The sequence below is a fragment of the Bacillus sp. WP8 genome, from assembly GCF_000800825.1.
Taxonomy (GTDB): Bacteria; Bacillota; Bacilli; order Bacillales; family Bacillaceae; genus Bacillus; species Bacillus safensis.
The window spans coordinates 817,854-835,991 of sequence record NZ_CP010075.1 but is presented as its reverse complement, the minus strand read 5'-3'; the positions used below and the strand labels follow the sequence as shown (position 1 = coordinate 835,991).

The 18,138-nt window shown below is 38.9% G+C and carries 14 protein-coding genes and 2 other annotated features (1 of these 16 cut by a window edge); of the genes, 4 read left to right on the top strand and 10 right to left on the bottom strand.

What is annotated here, in order from left to right:
- Nucleotide 1: 1 nt before the first annotated feature.
- Complete coding sequence (locus QR42_RS03990) at nucleotides 2-466, bottom strand: DUF6884 domain-containing protein (protein WP_039177212.1); 465 nt, start codon at nucleotides 464-466, stop codon at nucleotides 2-4.
- Complete coding sequence (locus QR42_RS03985) at nucleotides 467-1,012, bottom strand: VanZ family protein (RefSeq protein ID WP_039177210.1); 546 nt, start codon at nucleotides 1,010-1,012, stop codon at nucleotides 467-469.
- A 176-nt stretch (nucleotides 1,013-1,188) separates the two neighbouring features.
- Here QR42_RS03985 and QR42_RS03980 point away from each other — a divergent pair, with 176 nt between their 5' ends.
- From QR42_RS03980 to QR42_RS03970, 3 genes are all read left to right on the top strand, one after another.
- Nucleotides 1,189-1,767 carry a TetR/AcrR family transcriptional regulator gene (locus QR42_RS03980; protein ID WP_039183028.1) on the top strand — a complete coding sequence of 193 codons (579 nt, stop codon included), beginning with the start codon at nucleotides 1,189-1,191 and terminating at the stop codon, nucleotides 1,765-1,767.
- Nucleotides 1,768-2,042: 275 nt separating this feature from the next.
- Nucleotides 2,043-2,387, top strand: a complete 345-nt coding sequence (locus QR42_RS03975) for a DMT family transporter (protein ID WP_024425239.1) — start codon at nucleotides 2,043-2,045, stop codon at nucleotides 2,385-2,387.
- 1 nt (nucleotide 2,388) lies between these two features.
- Nucleotides 2,389-2,703: a DMT family transporter gene (locus tag QR42_RS03970; RefSeq protein WP_003217878.1), complete on the top strand. Its 315-nt coding sequence runs from the start codon at nucleotides 2,389-2,391 to the stop codon at nucleotides 2,701-2,703.
- Nucleotides 2,704-2,739: 36 nt separating this feature from the next.
- On the opposite strand, the gene QR42_RS03965 is transcribed toward QR42_RS03970, so the two are convergent.
- From QR42_RS03965 to QR42_RS03950, 4 genes are all read right to left on the bottom strand, one after another.
- Nucleotides 2,740-3,552 carry a leucine-rich repeat domain-containing protein gene (locus QR42_RS03965; RefSeq protein ID WP_039177206.1) on the bottom strand — a complete coding sequence of 271 codons (813 nt, stop codon included), beginning with the start codon at nucleotides 3,550-3,552 and terminating at the stop codon, nucleotides 2,740-2,742.
- A gap of 285 nt (nucleotides 3,553-3,837) precedes the next feature.
- Nucleotides 3,838-4,164, bottom strand: a complete 327-nt coding sequence (locus QR42_RS03960) for a hypothetical protein (protein WP_039177201.1) — start codon at nucleotides 4,162-4,164, stop codon at nucleotides 3,838-3,840.
- Nucleotides 4,157-4,759: a class D sortase gene (locus tag QR42_RS03955; protein WP_039183026.1), complete on the bottom strand. Its 603-nt coding sequence runs from the start codon at nucleotides 4,757-4,759 to the stop codon at nucleotides 4,157-4,159. The genes QR42_RS03960 and QR42_RS03955 overlap by 8 nt, the downstream gene beginning before the upstream one ends.
- Nucleotides 4,760-4,780: 21 nt before the next feature.
- The gene (locus QR42_RS03950) at nucleotides 4,781-10,933 is read right to left on the bottom strand and encodes a SpaA isopeptide-forming pilin-related protein (protein WP_235354790.1); all 6,153 of its coding nucleotides are present in this window, start codon (nucleotides 10,931-10,933) and stop codon (nucleotides 4,781-4,783) included.
- A 689-nt stretch (nucleotides 10,934-11,622) separates the two neighbouring features.
- Here QR42_RS03950 and QR42_RS03945 point away from each other — a divergent pair.
- Nucleotides 11,623-13,131 (top strand): AcpB/EbpR/MafR family transcriptional regulator, encoded by a 1,509-nt coding sequence (locus tag QR42_RS03945; RefSeq protein ID WP_039177198.1) that lies wholly within the window; start codon nucleotides 11,623-11,625, stop codon nucleotides 13,129-13,131.
- Between the two features lie 55 nt (nucleotides 13,132-13,186).
- Here QR42_RS03945 and QR42_RS03940 read toward each other — a convergent pair whose 3' ends face one another.
- The 4 genes from QR42_RS03940 to thrS form a co-directional block, all read right to left on the bottom strand.
- Nucleotides 13,187-13,468: a hypothetical protein gene (locus QR42_RS03940; RefSeq protein WP_039177194.1), complete on the bottom strand. Its 282-nt coding sequence runs from the start codon at nucleotides 13,466-13,468 to the stop codon at nucleotides 13,187-13,189.
- A gap of 342 nt (nucleotides 13,469-13,810) precedes the next feature.
- Nucleotides 13,811-15,094, bottom strand: a complete 1,284-nt coding sequence (locus tag QR42_RS03935) for a hypothetical protein (RefSeq protein WP_039177193.1) — start codon at nucleotides 15,092-15,094, stop codon at nucleotides 13,811-13,813.
- Between the two features lie 23 nt (nucleotides 15,095-15,117).
- Nucleotides 15,118-15,687 (bottom strand): hypothetical protein, encoded by a 570-nt coding sequence (locus tag QR42_RS03930; protein ID WP_039177192.1) that lies wholly within the window; start codon nucleotides 15,685-15,687, stop codon nucleotides 15,118-15,120.
- 158 nt (nucleotides 15,688-15,845) lie between these two features.
- The gene (gene thrS / locus QR42_RS03925) at nucleotides 15,846-17,774 is read right to left on the bottom strand and encodes a threonine--tRNA ligase (RefSeq protein ID WP_084096359.1); all 1,929 of its coding nucleotides are present in this window, start codon (nucleotides 17,772-17,774) and stop codon (nucleotides 15,846-15,848) included.
- Between the two features lie 52 nt (nucleotides 17,775-17,826).
- Nucleotides 17,827-18,051, bottom strand: a binding site (T-box leader).
- Nucleotides 18,052-18,089: 38 nt separating this feature from the next.
- Nucleotides 18,090-18,138 (bottom strand) — a binding site (T-box leader) (it continues 175 nt past the right edge of the window).

Sequence of the window (18,138 nt, the reverse complement as noted above, 5' to 3'; positions counted from 1 at the left end):
GTTAAATATGCGGCGGAAGTTCTATTTTTGATTCCACTGCTTGATGTAACGCCTGAAGCATATAGCCAATTCCTTTATATGGAGCCAGCGGGTAATTCGCTTTTTGATGAGGATGTAATAAAGGGTCGATCACTTTTCGATATTTCTTCCCACCTAGTACCACCAGTTCATCATATGCGAAAAGATTTTTTTGATGAAATTGCCGGCTCAGTTCTTCTCGTGTGATCTGCTTAGCATGCGGTATACCAAAAGCCACATCATAATTTTCATGTATGATATCATCTGCCTTTAAGAATCCGTGCTTCGCTGATAAGATCATCCAGTCTGAAAAGAACGTTTGAGCATAGCTTTTCGTACGCTGATGCAGGGGACTTAAATAAACAAGGTTCGCTGGCTGGCTCCCTGCCTCTGGATCGACGTCCCAAATTTTCTTCGCGCCACATGGAATAATACAAACTCGCTTCACTCAGGTTTTCTCCTTCCTTTTTCGATAGATCTGATACACGATACAGCCTAGCGCTGTGCCAAGTGTATTTAAAAGAATATCATCAATATCGCTGCTTCTTGTAATGATACCAGATTGCGAGAACATCCATTGGAGCATTTCGATCATGGTTGACAGGAGAAAGCCGCCAAGAAGCGCCTTTTGCCAGCGCATGGTTCGAAAGGCTTGATAAAGAAAAAAACCGAGTGGGACAAATAACAATATGTTCCCTGCTAAATTTAAAAAGACGAGATTTGGATAGCCGTGATGGTAGGCGTGAAGATTTTGATAAATGGACTGCAAAGGTATGAGATTCACACTCACCTGATCCCTTGGGGCGGAAAAACGATTTGGAAAGACCGTCAAATATAATAAAACATTCGTATAAATAAACAGGCAGGCAAGGATCAATTCTGTTCGTAAATAGATAAAACGATGTTGCTTTTTTGCCTGTCTGTATCTCATATGTAAATAGAGCGGGACGAGCAGGAGAAAATAAGCAATGGAAAACATAGCACTGGATGTCATACAGAGAGCTGCCCCTTTCTCACATGATGATGCTTGACCATATTTACAGCTTATTCAGGCTTGCCCGCATCTATTCATCACTTATTCTCACATTCAATGTAGAGAAAACCATATTGACAAATCGTCATTTTCTCGCTAAACTGAATGACATTCAGTCATTTAAGGTCGGTGATGATATGTCGAAACGAGAAAAGATTATGCTTGCTGCGATTGATGCGTTTAAAGAAAAAGGCATTGAAAAGACGACCATTTCGGATATTGTGAAAGCAGCAGGAGTAGCGCAAGGAACGTTTTATTTATATTTTCCTTCAAAGCTTTCCGTCATGCCTGCGATCGCTGAACATCTGATCGCTCAGATGGTGCCTGCGATCGAAAAGGAATTCACTCAGCATGCAGATGTCCTCGATCAAGCAGATGCACTTGTTGAATTCATTTTTGCTTTTACAAGGCAATACCGTGATGTCCTTGCACTCACCTACTCAGGCTTAGCCGCCACCGAGCATTTAAAGGAATGGGAAGATATTTATGAGCCAATTTACAAATGGGTCGCTGCTTTTCTAGAAAAAGCAAAGCAGGACAAACGAGTCCGTGCGAATTTGAACTGTCATTACGCGGCGAAATTCATTATCGGTTTACTCGAATCGTCTGCTGAGCAAATGTACTTATTTACGGAAACAGATACAGAAGAGGTTCTGATTCAAAAGCGAGAGGTGAAGCAATTTCTTCTTTACGCACTTGGCATAGAGACACCTTAACTTAGTACAGCACTTGCTGTACGCAGCGTGTAGACAAACCCTCGCATTCGTTGTCAGTCCTGCGCGCTGGTGCTCACGAATGTCAAATTCGCTCCGCGCCAGTGCTCGTCCTTCCTAGACTGCAAAGGTTTTCTATCACGCAGAAAAGAAAACAAAGGGCTAAAATAAAGTTCATTTTAGCCCTTTGTCGACATTCTTAGTACAGCACTTGCTGTACGCTCTTTTTTGGCTTTAAAATGACGAATCGTCAGTTTTGAGTTTTAGGAGGAAATACAATGAAAAAAAGCTGGATGTATGTTGCACTTACTTGTTTATTCGAATTACTTTGGGTGTTTGGTTTAAATAGAGCAGATGCGTTGTGGGAGTGGGCCATCATTATCTGCCTGATCCCGGTTGATTTTTATTTTTTAATGAAGGCCTGCGAAAAGCTGCCGACAGGGACCGTGTACGCCGTGTTTGCCGGTGTTGGAACAATTGGGACATCTTTGATGGATTATGCACTGTTTGGCGGTTCATTTTCATTAGAAAAGCTCTTATTTATGGGCATTTTAATTCTCGGAATTATTGGACTGAAAGTGTCTGATGGAGATGCACATGAGCAGAAAGGAGAAGCGGTATAACATGGGCTGGTTTTTTGTACTGTTAGCCTCTGCCTGCGAAATCGGCGGCACCATTGGCCTCAATATGTTTAGTAAGAAAAAGCAAATCACGACAGGCATTTTATTTGTCGGCGGGTTTGCGTTATCCTTTTTGTTTTTATACGCCTCGTTCTCATCCGTTCAAGTATCCGTCGCTTATACGGTCTGGATCGGGCTTGGAACGGCGGGCTCTGTCTTGTTTAATATGATTCTATTTAAAGAGCCGAAAAACATGATTCGTATACTCAGCCTGCTGCTGATTGTGATTGGTGTGGTTGGACTGAAGTTGTTTGCGTAATAAAAAAAGCAATGGAATTGATTTTCCATTTTTAAGTTAATTTATATACTTTTGTTGGTACGCTTTAAATTGTTTTTCGTATTTTTGCAACTTTGCCCCATCCACTTTTGAATTTAATTTCGGTTTTCGCTTTCCAATCACCATCACATCTTTATCTACAATAGAACTTGATAAAAAGATGTATGGTGCAAAACGATCACACTTCGTATTTGGGAGGGTTACGGATAACCTGGCATATTCTTCTGTCGGGAATTGGTTCGAAATGTCAAGTTCCTTGAGTCCCTCTAATTCCGATATTGGCTCTAAAGACTCGTCCTTCACTTTTATATTTGATAAGCACAGATATTTTAAATTCTTGAGGTATCTTAAAGGTTGAAGCGTATTTAAATTTAATGAATTCCAAACCCCGCCTGACAATTCTAGCAATTCTAAACCAGTGTTTTTTTGCAAAGGGGCTATGTCATTCAACTTTGAAAAATCTTTTATGGATAAAGATTTTAAAAACGTGTTTTTTGATAAATCCCATAAACTTTGTGCCTTTGTATTCCATTCAAGTGCCAATACCTCTACATCTTTAAGAGAACTTATCATTGATAAATCTTCTACTCTCAGTTCATGCACAAAGAGCATTTTTGGATTAACTAAACTCAAGATCGTATTGAATTCCTTTTGGTCCACTTTGTAAATCCACAATTTCGTCAGGTTAGAAAAAGATTTCAATTTTTCAATGTTTATTGTTTTCCCTATAATTAACAACTCAGTAGAATTTTCATCTACATCGGCTAAATCATGAACAACTTCTGGTCGTTTATCATGATGAAAAATATATTGGGGGTCTTCTTTTCGCATGCTTTTACCTCCACACCTATAATCAAGGAATATCCAAATAAATTTTATCAGTATTTAGGAGTCAACACATTATGATCTTTAGCATTTTCTACTATTTCTTATGAAGCAGTCATTGGAGACTATCTGCTAGTCAGCGGACTTCTACCAATTGATATGCTAATTTTAGTAGATAATAAAGTTAGCAAAACGCCTATATATAACAAATAAAAGAACTCTAATTCGTATACGAATTAGAGTCCTCATGATATGACTGATTTTATTTTTCTACCTTAAAATCTTTCTCGTTTAATGGGTATCTTGCTGCTCAAGCAATAGATCCATTGCGTAAATCGATTCGCCTTTCTCATCCAACAGAAAGTACACAATCAAAGGTTCTCCAAAAGCTGCTGTCTGTTGCGTGAACAAAACACATGTGAATTTTTCAATACCAACTGGCAGCTTTCTTTTTAATAAAGGGTGAAGAATAGGTGAAGCCCGAATTGTATCTACATCAACATCCCAACATTCGTTTTTTAAAGTTGGATATTGCTCTGATAACAATTGGTGTAACATGCCGGTCGTGAGCGCTGCTTTTCCATCGCATCCATCATTTATTATGTTGGTGTTATACATCCGACAGCTGTTCACCCTTTGAAGCGTTGATTCGTATTCCTTTTAAGACAAAGCGTTTCTGACCATCAAGTGTACAAGTGATCAATGTCAGTTCATTTTTCCCGCGATCCTTTAATACATCCACATCCGTCGGTTCTATCGTAGCAGAGCTGACAATTTTATATTCGTATGTTTCAGCTTGATGATGTAAGACGACTTTTTCTCCTTTAGGTACCTCTGGCAGCTGCCGGAAAAGGCGGTCGCCTCTATACCCTCTATGGCCTGCAATCGTGAAATTTCCTTCACCTGGCATTTGATGAGATTTGATTTGAGTCAATGCAATGCCTAAATTTTCTTTTGTTGTAACAGGAAGCACTTTCTCGTTTAAATCAATTGACGGGATCTCTAGCTCCATCACATCTCGCAGGTCTTCTTCTGACACAGTTAAATGTGGAATAGAAGAAAGGGCATCACTTTCATTTTCTTCAATCATCTTTAATGCCTGTTCCATTGCTTCTGTCTCTTGAGAAGTTCGCCACTCATATAGAAAAGGAACGGAGATGAGCATCAGCCCCGTGACCACCAAAAAGCTGCCTAATAAGGTTCTTTTTTTCATCAATACACTCGTTCCTTCCTCTTACTGAATGGTTCTTCTTCTAAGAACAAGAAGAACAGTTCCAGAAGCTACTAGTAAAATCCCTGCATACATCAAGTAACGCAGCCATTCTTCTCCAGTCTTTGGCAGCTCTCCGTTTGAGTCATGAGGCGGATGTTGATCCCCTTTATCTGAGGCTGGAGGATTCGTGTGGTCCTCTTCATTCTTCACTGGTGCATTTTTCACAATCATTGTCTTGATCTCCACTTCGCCCATTTGAATTGTAAAAGCGAGCGGTTTCTTTAAAGCTACATAACCATCTGGTGCTTTCGTCTCTGTGAGTAGATACTCTCCAGGTTTAAGCCCTTTGACAATGGCTTCTCCGTCTTTTCCTGTTGTCACAGATTTTATGGTTTTCCCAGCTTTTGTACGAATGTCAAAGGCTGCCCCTTTTAAGGTTCTATCTGTCTGCTGGTCTACCTTTATGATACGCAGACTTCCTAAGATCAAGTGATTCTTCGCTGTTAATTGAAGCGGCTTCTGCTGATTTTTCTCAATTGTGAACAGGATCGGCTTATTATCCAATTCATAACCATGAGGTGCTTTCGTTTCAACGAATTGATATTCTCCCGGTTTTAGATCGTTGATGTGAAGCTTTCCTTTTTGGTCCGTTACAAGTGATTTCTTCAACGTTTTTCCTTCTTTACTCAGAAGAGCAAACTCTGCATTTTCCAGCGGATGTCCCTCATCATCGATTTTGGTCAGTTCCACTGCTCCCGGCGTCAGTTTGTTGATCATTTCTACTTTTGCTGGTTTGTCTTGACCTAAACGAATCGTAAATGAGACAGGTGTCTGATCCAATTCATAGCCGGCAATGCTTGCTGTTTCGACAAATCGATAGGTTCCTGGCTTCAGTTGATCGACTGTCAGTTGACCGTTTTTGTCTGTCTTTAAGTCTTTCTGAATACGCTGATCATGCTCATCCATCAGATCGAAGGTCACCCCAGCGAGCAACTGACCATCCTCTCCTTTTTTCTGAAGCTTCACAGCACTTGTCGTCCGAATATTTTCTTTTGTCACTTTCACCAGTTGATTTGGGTTGAAATCAATTTTAAATTCTACTGGTTCTGCATCTAGTTTATGTCCAAACGGAGCCTTCGTTTCAACCAATTGGTAAGCGCCTGGTTTCAAATCGTTGACAGTGATGATGCCTTTCTCGTTTGTTGTTAAACCTGACATCATTTCTTTGCCATCGTCATTGAAAAGTGTAAATTCTGCGCCTTTCAATCTTTCTTTTTCTTCCCCTATTTTTGTGAGTTCTACAGAACCTTTCTTGAGCTGATTGATTGCCTCCACTTGAATCAATTCTTTTTGACCTAATTCAACTTCAAAGACAAGTGGTTTCGTACTCAATTCATAGCCTTCAAGACTCTTTCTTTCAACAAATTGATAGGTTCCAGGTTTTAGCCCTGTGAAGGTGATCTTTCCATCCTGATTGGTTGTAATTCCTTCTCCTCCTGCCACTATCTTTCCTTTATCATCAGATAGATCAAAGACAACCCCTTCTAATGATTTCCCATCTTCGCCTTTTTTGTGGAGCAGCACTCCGCCTGTTTTGCGGCTATTTTCTTTTGTCACACTGACCAGCTTCTCAGGGTTAAATGGAATAGCAAAAGTGACAGGTGTTTCGTCAAGCTCGTGACCGAATGGCGCCTTCGTTTCAACAAACTGATAGGTTCCAGGCTTCAGATCGTTGACGATGATCTTCCCGTTCTGATCAGTGACAAGACCTGTTTTCATCTCTTTTCCATTTGCATCTACAAGCTTGAATTCTGCTCCTTCAAGCACATCATCCTTTTCGCCGAGCTTCGTGAGCTGGACAGATCCAGTTTTGAGATCATTGATCACTTTGATTTCTGCCGGTGTTTTTTGTGCGATTTCGATGGTAAAAGGATAAGATTTATTTTTCTTTTGGTAACCATCAATACTCTCTGTCTCCACGAGCTGATATTTGCCCGGTTTGAGGTTATCAACCAAAAGCTTCCCATCTTCATCTGTTGTCAAATCTTTACGTACGACTTTGTCATTTTGATCCAAGACTTCAAATTGAACACCTTGAAGCTTCTTGCCATCTTCCCCTTCTTTTATCACTTCTAATGCACTTGTTTCATAGAAGTTCTTTTGCGAAATGACGATTGGTTCCTTTGGATCAAGTGGTACTTCAAATTTGATTGGCGTTTCATCTAATACATAACCATCGGGTGCTTTTGTTTCAATGAGCTGATACGTGCCCGGCCTTAGTTCGTTTATCGTGATCTTGCCATTTTCTCCTGTGACAAGCGAACCTTTTAGCTCATGCCCATCTTGATCTAAAAGCTTGAACTGTGCACCTTCTAGTCGCTCTCCGCCTTCACCTATTTTGCTCAATTCTGCAGAGCCTTTGATGATGTCATTTACTGCAGTTACAATTGTTGTTTCTGTTTGATTTTCTTTAATGGTGAACGGCCATTTTTGCTGATTTAATTGATAGCCTTTCGGTGCATTTGTCTCAACAAAATAATAGGAACCTGGCTCAAGATGTTTGAAAAGGATTTCTCCTTTTTCATCCGTTTTCAAATCGGTTTGGACGGTATCTCCAGATTCATTTTTCAGTTCAAATTCTGCATTCTCTAATGCTGCACCCGTCTCTTTGTCTTTTTTCGTTAACTTGACATGCTGGCGGATTTCTTGGTTTTGCACCGTCATGCTATTTCCTGTTTTCGCTTGATCTCCAGATTCGTAAGGCTGATCAATCGTTATATGGATCGGATCCTTGGTTTTAATATAACCATCAGGTGCTTTCTCTTCTGTCACGATATAGTCACCATACAGAAGACGATCAAATCGAAGAGATCCTTCTTCATCTGTTGTCTTTGTACCAATGACGATGCCACTCGCAGCATCTGTAAGTGAGAAGGTTGCTCCTTTTAGCGCTTTTCCAGTACTCGCATCTACCTTTTTAACGGTTAAAGCACCAATCGCTCCTGTGCCGTCCCCCATGCCAGCGGTGCGTTTGACCACAATTGAGGCTTCGGATTCCTTTTTGATTTCTTTTACATTTTCACCTCTAAACGTTACTTCGTTTTGAAGTGTACTTCCCACCTTATCTAAAATGAGAGATTGGTATTCCAAAATATATGGTCTCGTGATTTCTTCTTTAAATTTGATTTGAAAAGAATCTGGGTCGAATTCAAGGTCTAGTTCATAATCCTTCCCTTTTTCCAGCTCTTCTGCTTTTGTCACTTGCCCCTTTTCATCTATTGTCGTCGAATAGAGATGAAATGAGTTTTCTATTATGGCTTGGTTACTGCTTGGATGGTCTATAATCGTCGCATCTTGGACTGTTGATTGACCAAAATTGATATTCACTTTCCAATCAATAACTTTCCCTTGTTGATTTCCTGATTTGCTCGTGTATTTTCCTCCATTTGGGATGGACACCACAGCATTCACATCTGATTCTTTTGTCTGTCCATCATAAAGGGTCGCTTTATTTTCGTAGGTTTTCTGTACTAAATCCATTCCTTCAACACTTGTTTGATACGTGATTTTGTATGGGGAATCAATGGCTTTTTTGAAGATGACTTCGAAGCCTGTTTCTCCCTTTTCATTTTCAAGGAATTTGATGTCATAATGTTCTTTCGCTAATACCTCTTTTTCTTCTGCCCCATTTTCCCCGCCTTGTAAATCAAGCGAATAGACGGTGATTGAATCTTTAAGCAAACGCTGATTTCCTTGAATGAAATCCTCGATTCTCGCCTCTTCTAGATGTTTCAAATTATAGTTCACACCGATATTCCATGTGATCTCTTTTTTCTTTGCATCATAAGTTCCGTTCTTAAAACCATTTGACTGCGTGTATGTGTCAGGCGTGAAGACAGATTGATTTTCCTTCGTCAAATCCTTGCCATCTTCATTTATCCATTCAAGCTTTACATGATTACGCAGATTCTTTTGGTCTTTATCTGCTCTTTTTTCATAATCAAAAGACGTTGTATATGTGATTATATGTTCTGTCTTAATCTCTTTCGTAAATTGAATATCAAATCCATTTTCATGTTCAATTATTAGGTAATCTGTGCCTTCTTCAAGCACTGAATTGCCTGTCGTCACTTTTAAACTATCTTTTTGCAACGTCAATCCTTCGTTTGTAAACGTATCTTTTAATATCAAATTGTTCATCGTTTGTTGATCTTTGTTGAAGGTGATACGCCATGGAATGGTCTTGGTCTTGTAATTCGGTGTTCCATGATTTTTCGTTAGGATTTGCTGGTCAATTCTTTGCTTCACTTGTTTGCTCTCTTTGCCAGCTGTTACCGTATTGATGATCTCTTCAGCTTCAAAAACCCGCTCGGTTGCTTTTGTTTGATAGGTGATGAGATAAGCTGATTGAATATCTTGATTGAATTGCAAGGTAAACCCGTTTTGTTCATCCTTTTTTTGAGGTTGAACTACATAATTTTCAAACGCTTTTGTCCCTGCTTCGTTGCCATTTTGATCAATTGTGACTTCTTTGACTTGAAATGAATCAGAAATCAGCGCCTGTGTGCCATTAAAGTAGTCTTCTAACAAAGCATCCTTTTGAGCCAGCTTTTTTTCGTTATAGTTATATCGAATTTCCCAAGTAATCGTTTGTGTGACTGGATCGTAGTGAGCGGCTTTTTTATTTAAAGGACTGCCTCTTGTCACATTCACTGTGCCTTCTGCTGAACTGATCACTTTATCACCGGAAACTAGGGACGCTTTATTACGAAATGCAGACTGATCTTGATTTGTAATGTCCGTTTCATACATTAAACGGTAAGCTAGATGCACGTCATCTTTAAATTCAATCGTGAAATCTTGACCATCTGCTGTTTGACCGATTGTGTAGTGGTTTTCGTCAAGCAGCTGTCCAATCGATGTTTCTCCATTTAGCTTTGTATCAATACGATAAAGCTTGATTGAATCTTTTTTCAATGCCTGACCTTCTTGAATCGGATCTAATAGCTTCGCTTGTTTCACATCGTCTAAGTCCATATTAAAATCTACTGTCCATTGAATGGTTTCAGCATTGTAAGATCGATTTGGTTTTCCCTTTTTAGAGACGTTTGGACCATTTGGAATGTATTGAATCGGAATAGATACCGTATCCTTGCCTTCAATCGGGGTAATGATGACTTCTTTTTCTTCAGTGATGACTGTTTGTTGATCTAATTGCGTCCAAACTTGAAGTGTTCCATGGATATTTGAATATTGTTTAATAAAATCGGTGAACTCGATGGAGGCATTTCCGCTCTCATCTACAGAGAAATAACCAACGGTTGCCTGATTAAATTTCATCTCAAGACGATCGATTTTTTCGTAAATCACTAATTCCTCTGGAACCTTGAAATGGAATTCATCTCCGCCATTATAGCTATGCCCATTCGGGATGGCCCACTCATAGTTAATGGAAATCAGCGAGTTGATATCAGGTTTCTCAATTGAATTTCCTTCCGGATCTTCAAATATTAATTTCGCATCAGTGAGGAGATTTTCTTGTATCAGCGTTTGTTTTGTAACACTTTGCAGCCCTGCACGCTTAGACACGCTCACTTTGTTTTTTAGTAATTCATCTTCTTCGTTTTGTTTCGTTTGAGCGGCTTCTTGATTGTTAGAAGCTTTATCTTTCTCAGATGAGGTTGAGTCATCTTTTGGAAGGCTTTCTTCACCCTCATTTTGCTTTGTTTTCTCTTCTTGCTGAGTTATACTGGTGACATCGATGTCAATTGATCCTTCTAAATTTGGATCGATCTCAACATCTTCTTTAAATTTTACCGTCACTTCATTTTGTTTTGAAACGGTATACTCGCCAACAGGTATGTCACCTACAGTAATGGGTTCCTTCTGCTCCTTCTCTACCTGGATGGCTGAAGGAAGAGTGAAAACATACGGATATTGTTTTTTTAGATCAATTCCTTTTATTGACCAATGCACAGTGGCCTTTCTTACTTGCTGATCTTCCATGCTTGATAACTTGTTGCCTTCGCTATCAGCAAACTCAATATCCCCATAAATATTTTCTTGAATTTCTTTTGCTTGTGCCCCTGCTAAAGGCAAGACTCCTAATATACTAGACTGTATGACTAGCACCGCAATGAGTGCCAGCGACAATATTCTTTTCAATACATCCACCCTTTTCTAAAATTAATTTTCAACAATGATAAAAAAATCAGTTGTATACTGTCAGATCAATCACTCCGCTTCTGATCAAATATTTTCTAAAAATTGCACCTTAAGACCCTATGAATAAAATGAGTTGTCAATCATGAGTAGTGGATTCAATAACTGGATTGGGGTCCATAGAAATGGGGAATAGTGAGAGGGATCATGAAAGAATAAATATGAATTTTTCTATTGATACTTGAATGAACAATAAACGATGTGTACATGCATATATAAGCATGTATTCACATATAGTTCGTTCATATGAAACAAGCATGTATCATATGGTATGTATGGTTAGACAGTTCAGCATCTTATAGACCGCATTCCTTTCTACTCCCTTTCATATGGTAATCAAAAATCTGCTGCATTTTATTCTTTCATTTACCGTTTCAACAGCAAAAAAATAAACAAAATATCTAAAATGATCCATTTTTATAGGATTCATGGCTTACTTATCACCTTTTAAAAGAAAAATATGGAGAATTAACGAATAATATTTGTTTTCGTCTAATTTTTTTCTCTTTTATCATGAAAAGTGAAGACAAAACGATTTAGCCTAAATATTAAAATCATTTTATGCCTATTTAGAAAATCAAATGTTCTTTAAGTGAACTTCATAATATAGAGGCAAGCCAAGGGAAGGAGTTAGTTGTTTAATGGAGCTCATTGATAATAAATCAAAGAGATGGATAAAAATTTTAAAACTGCTTGTATCAAAAGATAAGTGGTGGAGCCTTCAAGAAATATCGAATGAACAAATCGGTTCGGTTCGTGCCATTCAAAGCGATTTAGAACAAATGAAGTCGTTCCAAACAGAAAACGGAGAGCCGTTAATCCACATAAAGCCAAGACAAGGCATATCCATTTGTTATACACAGACGATACGAGTCGACTACTATATCAAAGAAATTCTAAAAGATACGATTGAAATTCGATTGATTGATGGCGTTTTCTTTGAACAAAACAGATCTTTCTATGAATGGATGGACATACTGAATATCAGTAGATCCACATTGTATAACACCATTCATAAAATCAATTCGCTTCTTATCTCGTATGACATTGAGTTACGACCAGATAGTATGCAGTTCCATGGAAATGAGAAGGAGATTCGTCAATTTTTTGTGGAATTTTTGTTTGAAGTCTATGGAAGCAGGCTTTGGCCATTCGATGATATTCAAAAGCAAGATGCAGTTGATTTTTTACAAAAGCTATTTCAGGTGCTCGAAGTCAATCTACCTGATGTGGCGATAGATAAATTTTGCCTATGGCTCGCCGTTTCCATACACCGAGTGAGGAAAAATTTTTCAATACGACGCGATTATAGGTACTCAATGGATAAGGAAAAACAAACATCTACAGCTAAAGGTATCTATAATCAAATCAAAAACTTGGAAGAACACGTTTGCCAAATGACAAAGGACACTTTTGGTGTTACGTTGGATCGTCACGAATTTGTCTTTTTACTATTGATTGAACCAGCTATTGGCCATTATAAATCAATTGAAACTGTCGAAGAAAAATTGACGTTCTTTCAATCGCATACACCACACCTCTTCGAAGCCATTCATTCCTTTATCAATCAACTGGAGTTGATATTTCATCAAGAGGTGGCTAATCGCAAGGCGATGACACTGATTCTTCTCCAATATTATGTGTATTCTAGGGAAATTACCGTAAGAGATGGATTCCTTTTCAAAAAGAAATCGAGGTATTTATCAGAGGTAAAAAAACAGCTTCCTTACTTCTATTCGAGGATTACTCATATCATCCAAGAGTTAAAAACAGACGATATACTTGCTTCTTTTGTGAAAAATGAACGAGAATTGATTCGTATCATTACTTCTAACTGGAGGGGTCTTGTTCATTTGGAAATGGATCGGAGAAACGTGTTGAACATTTTTGTCATTTCAACATTAGGTTATAATCATAGTTTGTTTATTGCGGATTTAATTAAATTAAGATTGCCTCCTCTCATTCATATTTTCACAAGTCCAGAAAATACATTAAATGAACAGACAATGGATCGACTTGGGATTGATATGATTGTGACCGATACTGAACTTCCTAATCAATTAGGACGGTCTACGCTGCTGATCAGCTCTTTTCCAACAAAGAAAGAAGTGGACAACTTGCACTCAAGATTGGTTGATATGACAAACTAAGATTCACCAAAAAAAGCTGCTGAGGAGCTCTCTCAAGCAGCTTTTTGCTTCTGTATTAATGAAGCGCTATTTGTTCATTCATCAAATCAATAGCATAAAGCGATTGCTCATATTCATCTAATAGAAGGTAGACTTTGAGCGGTGCAGCAGTTTGATCTGTCTGCTGCGTGAATAGGACACAAGTGAATTTTTCGATTCCTTCTGGCAGCTTGCTTTTCAGAAAAGGATGAAGAATAGGAGAGATTCGAAGGGTATCAACATCTTGCAACCAAAGCTCATCTTGTAACGCAGGATAATGGTCAACCAAAAACTGACGAAACACTTCCAATGTACTCAAGTTAGATATCCTCACTTTCTTCTATTTATAGCTTTAAGCTTACCTAAAACAAACATGTTCAACTCACCCTATGATCTCAGTCCGCCTATTTTCGCATACTACTAGAGACACAATGTCATTTTTTCTTCTAAAAGATTTGTAGATCAACTTTACTGTCATGAGTTTTCCATATGTATGACGTTTACTATATGAAATACGAATTCCCACCGATGGACCTATGATCATATTCTTATCTGTTTCTTTCGTGATGAAACGACAACTTCCTTCTACAAAATTCCATTTTTATTCTAAAAAGAGGAAAATAGGACAAAAAAGAACAGCTGCTCACTGTTCTTTTAGAAGTTATGAAAGGTCTGTCAAAGAGAATACTTCGCCGCTCACTGCATCAACGCCATCATGACAGTCAAGCTTGCCGCATAAAACATATTGTTTTTGCACATCGTCATAGACATAGATGGGTGTAAGTTCGAGGCGTTCTCTCAATGTTTCAAAGGCTTCTTTCTGAGATATGGTGATTTCACTAGCTGATTGAGATGGATTGAGTATCCCGCATACTTGAAACATCTCTTTTTTATCTATGTAATTAATGGCTTCAAAAGTGCTGGCATCAATGAAGACCTTGATCTTATCCATAAATCCACAGCCTTCTTGCTCATTCGTTTTTAATATCGCTTCGATATAGCCATGATCACGGTGGAGTGTTTTAAGCACCCACTTCCCTGTATCCTTTGAATATTTTTGCGCCAAAAAGGTGCGAACCGCTTTGATACACTCAGCTTGCTCTTCTTTTGAGATCGGGAATGTATCTGGCGAAGGCTCCAGTGAGAAGGCTTGTTCAGCAGTAATGTCCTCGTTTATATTGATTTCCTTTTTTTCAAAGGCTTTGTTTAACGGTTCATTCCACTCCATGACCTGATTCATGTGTATACAATGTGTTTCTTCACGCCCAATTTCAAATGGTATCGTTCCTGTTCCATCGTTCTTGACATAAATTTCTTCTAACGCAAATATAGGGCGGATTCGATTCTGCTCGAAGGAGGGCCAATCAAACCGCTGCACTTGCTGCTCAGCTAAATCCTCGGTCCTATCAATGGAAAGCACATATTCTTCAGCTCTTAGTCGTTTTTTTGCCATAAATGGCCCTCGATGTATAAAGTGAATGAGCTGCCCATGTTCATCCCATTTCACCTCGATTCTACCTGAAGGCGTCACTTTCACACCATCTATTGCTTCTTCGAAAAAAAGTTCCCCTTTCTCCTTTTGTTGCAAGTGAAAATGCTCACCATCAATCAACCCTGTTTCTTGTTCAATCCATTGAATGGCATGAGCTGGATAAGGCCTCTTAAATGTGACACCATTCTTCGCATAGGTTTTGTCCATGACAAAAACAGCCGTTTCAACCTGCCCTGTATTCAAATTCACGTCAATCACAGCAGTGCCGTCCGGGTTTAGATCATCGTCCTCGGGTTCAGCTTCATGGGAGGGAAACCATTCCATATTCAATGTATACACCGTTTCATTGAACATATTGACGTAGCGATGAAAACTGTGTCTTTTTAGATGGTACAAATCTAAACCAAATTTCGCCTTTGTCTGATCGATCAGTTGTTGTATGTTTGCATTCATTTTTTTCACCTCAAAATTCAGTTTTATGGAAGAAGAAAGATGACGATAAAGCCGAAGATAACGATCGCTGTTAATAATCCTAATGCCATTGCCAGCATATTTGATTCCTTTGTAAAGCCTTTTAATCCGTGCGCTTCAGTCGACCGGTCGATTTTTCTAAAGCGAAAGAGCATGCTTATATTGATAATGGCTAGAGCCATAACAAATAAGAAAATGAGAAACTTAAGTTCTATTTCAAAGAATGTATCTGGTATTGTTTGTAAACTAAATGATTGGAAGAACATAAGCCCGCTCAATATCAATTTCCAAATGTTCTCCATTCTCTGTTCCTTCTCCCACTCTTTCCCCAATTTCTCTTTTTCATAAATGGCTACCTGCTCAAAAATGGGAATGAAAGACTTTGTTGATCCTTTTTTGATCAAGCCGTAAATGCCTTGAAGGAGCATGAAGATTCCTAAACAAAGAAAGAAATATGTAAATTGAATCTCAACTTTTTGAATCAAAATAAAAAAAATCAAGATCATCACGCCGAATAGTAAATTAGAGATAACTACTTGTTTTGTCCTCATCTTTTTCAGTGCAGCTTGTTCCATGTAATACTCCTCTCCGTTTTAAAGGTTTCTGTTAAACGCTCTATCTTTATTACGATTTTACCGAAAAAATGTTTCAATATTTTCCCTTTCCATTGCAGAAATGGAAAGGGAAAGACACCCATCATTCAATGGACGTCTCATACTTCGTAATGAAATCCTCACATCATTTCTTGAGCAGCTGTTCTGTCTTTTATTTGCTCAGCTGCTAAACGTTTAAAGTCCTCAACAGACATTTGCTTTGAAGTCTTTTCTCCGTGCTGTCTAATATTTAGTGTGTTGTCTTGCATTTCTGTATCGCCAATGACAGCGATATAAGGGATTTTTTGCATTTGTGCTTCTCTCATTTTATAGCCAAGTTTTTCATCCCGCTCATCGATTGTTGCTCTTATCCCGATACTTCTTAATTGCTGCTGCACCTCTAAGCAATGATCAAGGTGAACAGTTGAGACTGGGATGATTTGTACTTGTACTGGTGCTAGCCATAATGGAAAGACACCCGCAAAATGCTCAATGAGAATGCCTAGGAAACGATCTAGAGAACCAAAAATGGCGCTGTGAATCACAACTGGCCGTATCTTTTCATTTTTTTCGTTGATATATGTTAAATCAAATTTCTCAGGCATTTGAAAATCCAGCTGAATTGTGGCGCACTGATGGCTCCGCTGCAGGGCATCTTTAATATGAAAATCGATCTTCGGGCCATAAAATGCCCCATCTCCTTCATTTAGCTGGTAGTCGACCTTTAGACGATCAAGCACATTTTTTAGTGCTGTTTCGGATATTTCCCAAATAGCATCATCCCCTAAGGCTTTTTCTGGACGAGTGGATAGCTCGACTGAATACTCAAACCCAAATGTCCGATACACATGATCAACTAATTGGAAAATCCGTTTGATTTCAGCTTCGATTTGATCTTCTCTTAAAAAAATGTGAGCATCATCTTGGCAAAATGTCCTGACCCTGAACAATCCATTTAACGCTCCGCTAAATTCATGACGATGCACCTGACCAAACTCAGCCATTCTGATTGGAAGGTCTCTGTATGAATATAAGCTGTTTTTGAACATGAGCATATGCCCTGGACAGTTCATCGGTTTTAAAGCAAAGCTTGTATGGTCTACTTCTGAGAAATACATATTTTCATGATAATGATCCCAGTGCCCTGACTTTTCCCAAAGTTCTTGGTTCATCATAAACGGTGTACTCACTTCTTCGTATTGCGCTTTTCCTCGCACTTCTCTTGAAAAGGCCATTAATTCATTTCTGACAATCTGACCTTTTGGTAAATAAAACGGCATGCCTGGCGCTTCTTCTGAAAACATAAAGAGGGATAACTGTTTCCCTAATTTCCGGTGATCACGTTTATTTGCTTCTTCCATGAAATGAAGATAATCAGCTAGATGATTTGGATGCTGAAACGCTACACCATACACTCGCTGCAAGACATCCTGATTGCTATCTCCCCGCCAATAAGCCCCTGCAACACGTGTTAGTTTAAATGCCTTTAAGTACCCTGTAGAAGGTACATGCGGCCCGCGGCATAAATCTACAAATTCTCCTTGCTGATAAACTGTGATGGCTTCTTGAGAGGGCAGATCTTTTAAAATATCCAGCTTATATGGATCATGTGCAAATAGCGCTTCAGCTTCTTTGTAAGAGACCTCTTTTCTTTGGATAGGATGATTCTCATTTATGATATTTTTCATCTCTTTTTCAATTTCTGCTAAATCCTCTACGCTTAATGTTTGATCGAGCTTCATATCATAGTAAAATCCATTTTCAATGACAGGTCCGATTCCCAGTGTGACATTGTCATATAACCTTTTCACAGCCTGGGCTAATACGTGTGCAGATGTATGGCGCAGCACTTCAACCCCTTCTTTTGAATCAAGTGTGACAATAGACAGCCCAACATCGCTGTTTAGCTTTTCACTTAAATCAACCATTTGATCATTGACCTTTCCCGCCACCGCTTTTTTTCTTAAGCTCGGACTAATATGGGAGGCAACATCTGCAACAGTCGTACCTGCTGGAAACTCCTTTATCTTTCCATCTGGAAATTGAATCTTCACCATGTTTTCTCTCATAAATGACACACCTTTCCTATTTTTTGAAATAAAAAAACACACCCATCCCTCATAGAGGGACGAATGTGTAATCCGTGGTTCCACCCAAATTCCCATAACGCGTATTCGCATTATGGCTCTGGCGCCGTAACGTGGCATTGACGGTATTGGTTACTCCAATTTTCCCCAATACAGCTCGAAGGTGGTAAGACAGCTTTTCTGCGTTAGGAAGATTTCAGCGTCACTTCCCTCTCTGGTAACCGATAAAAGCTGCTCATGTCCTTTTCAAAGCAATGATCCTATATGAGTGTACAAAAAAAACACACCCATCCCTCATAGAGGGACGAATGTGTGATCCGTGGTTCCACCCAAATTCCCATAATGC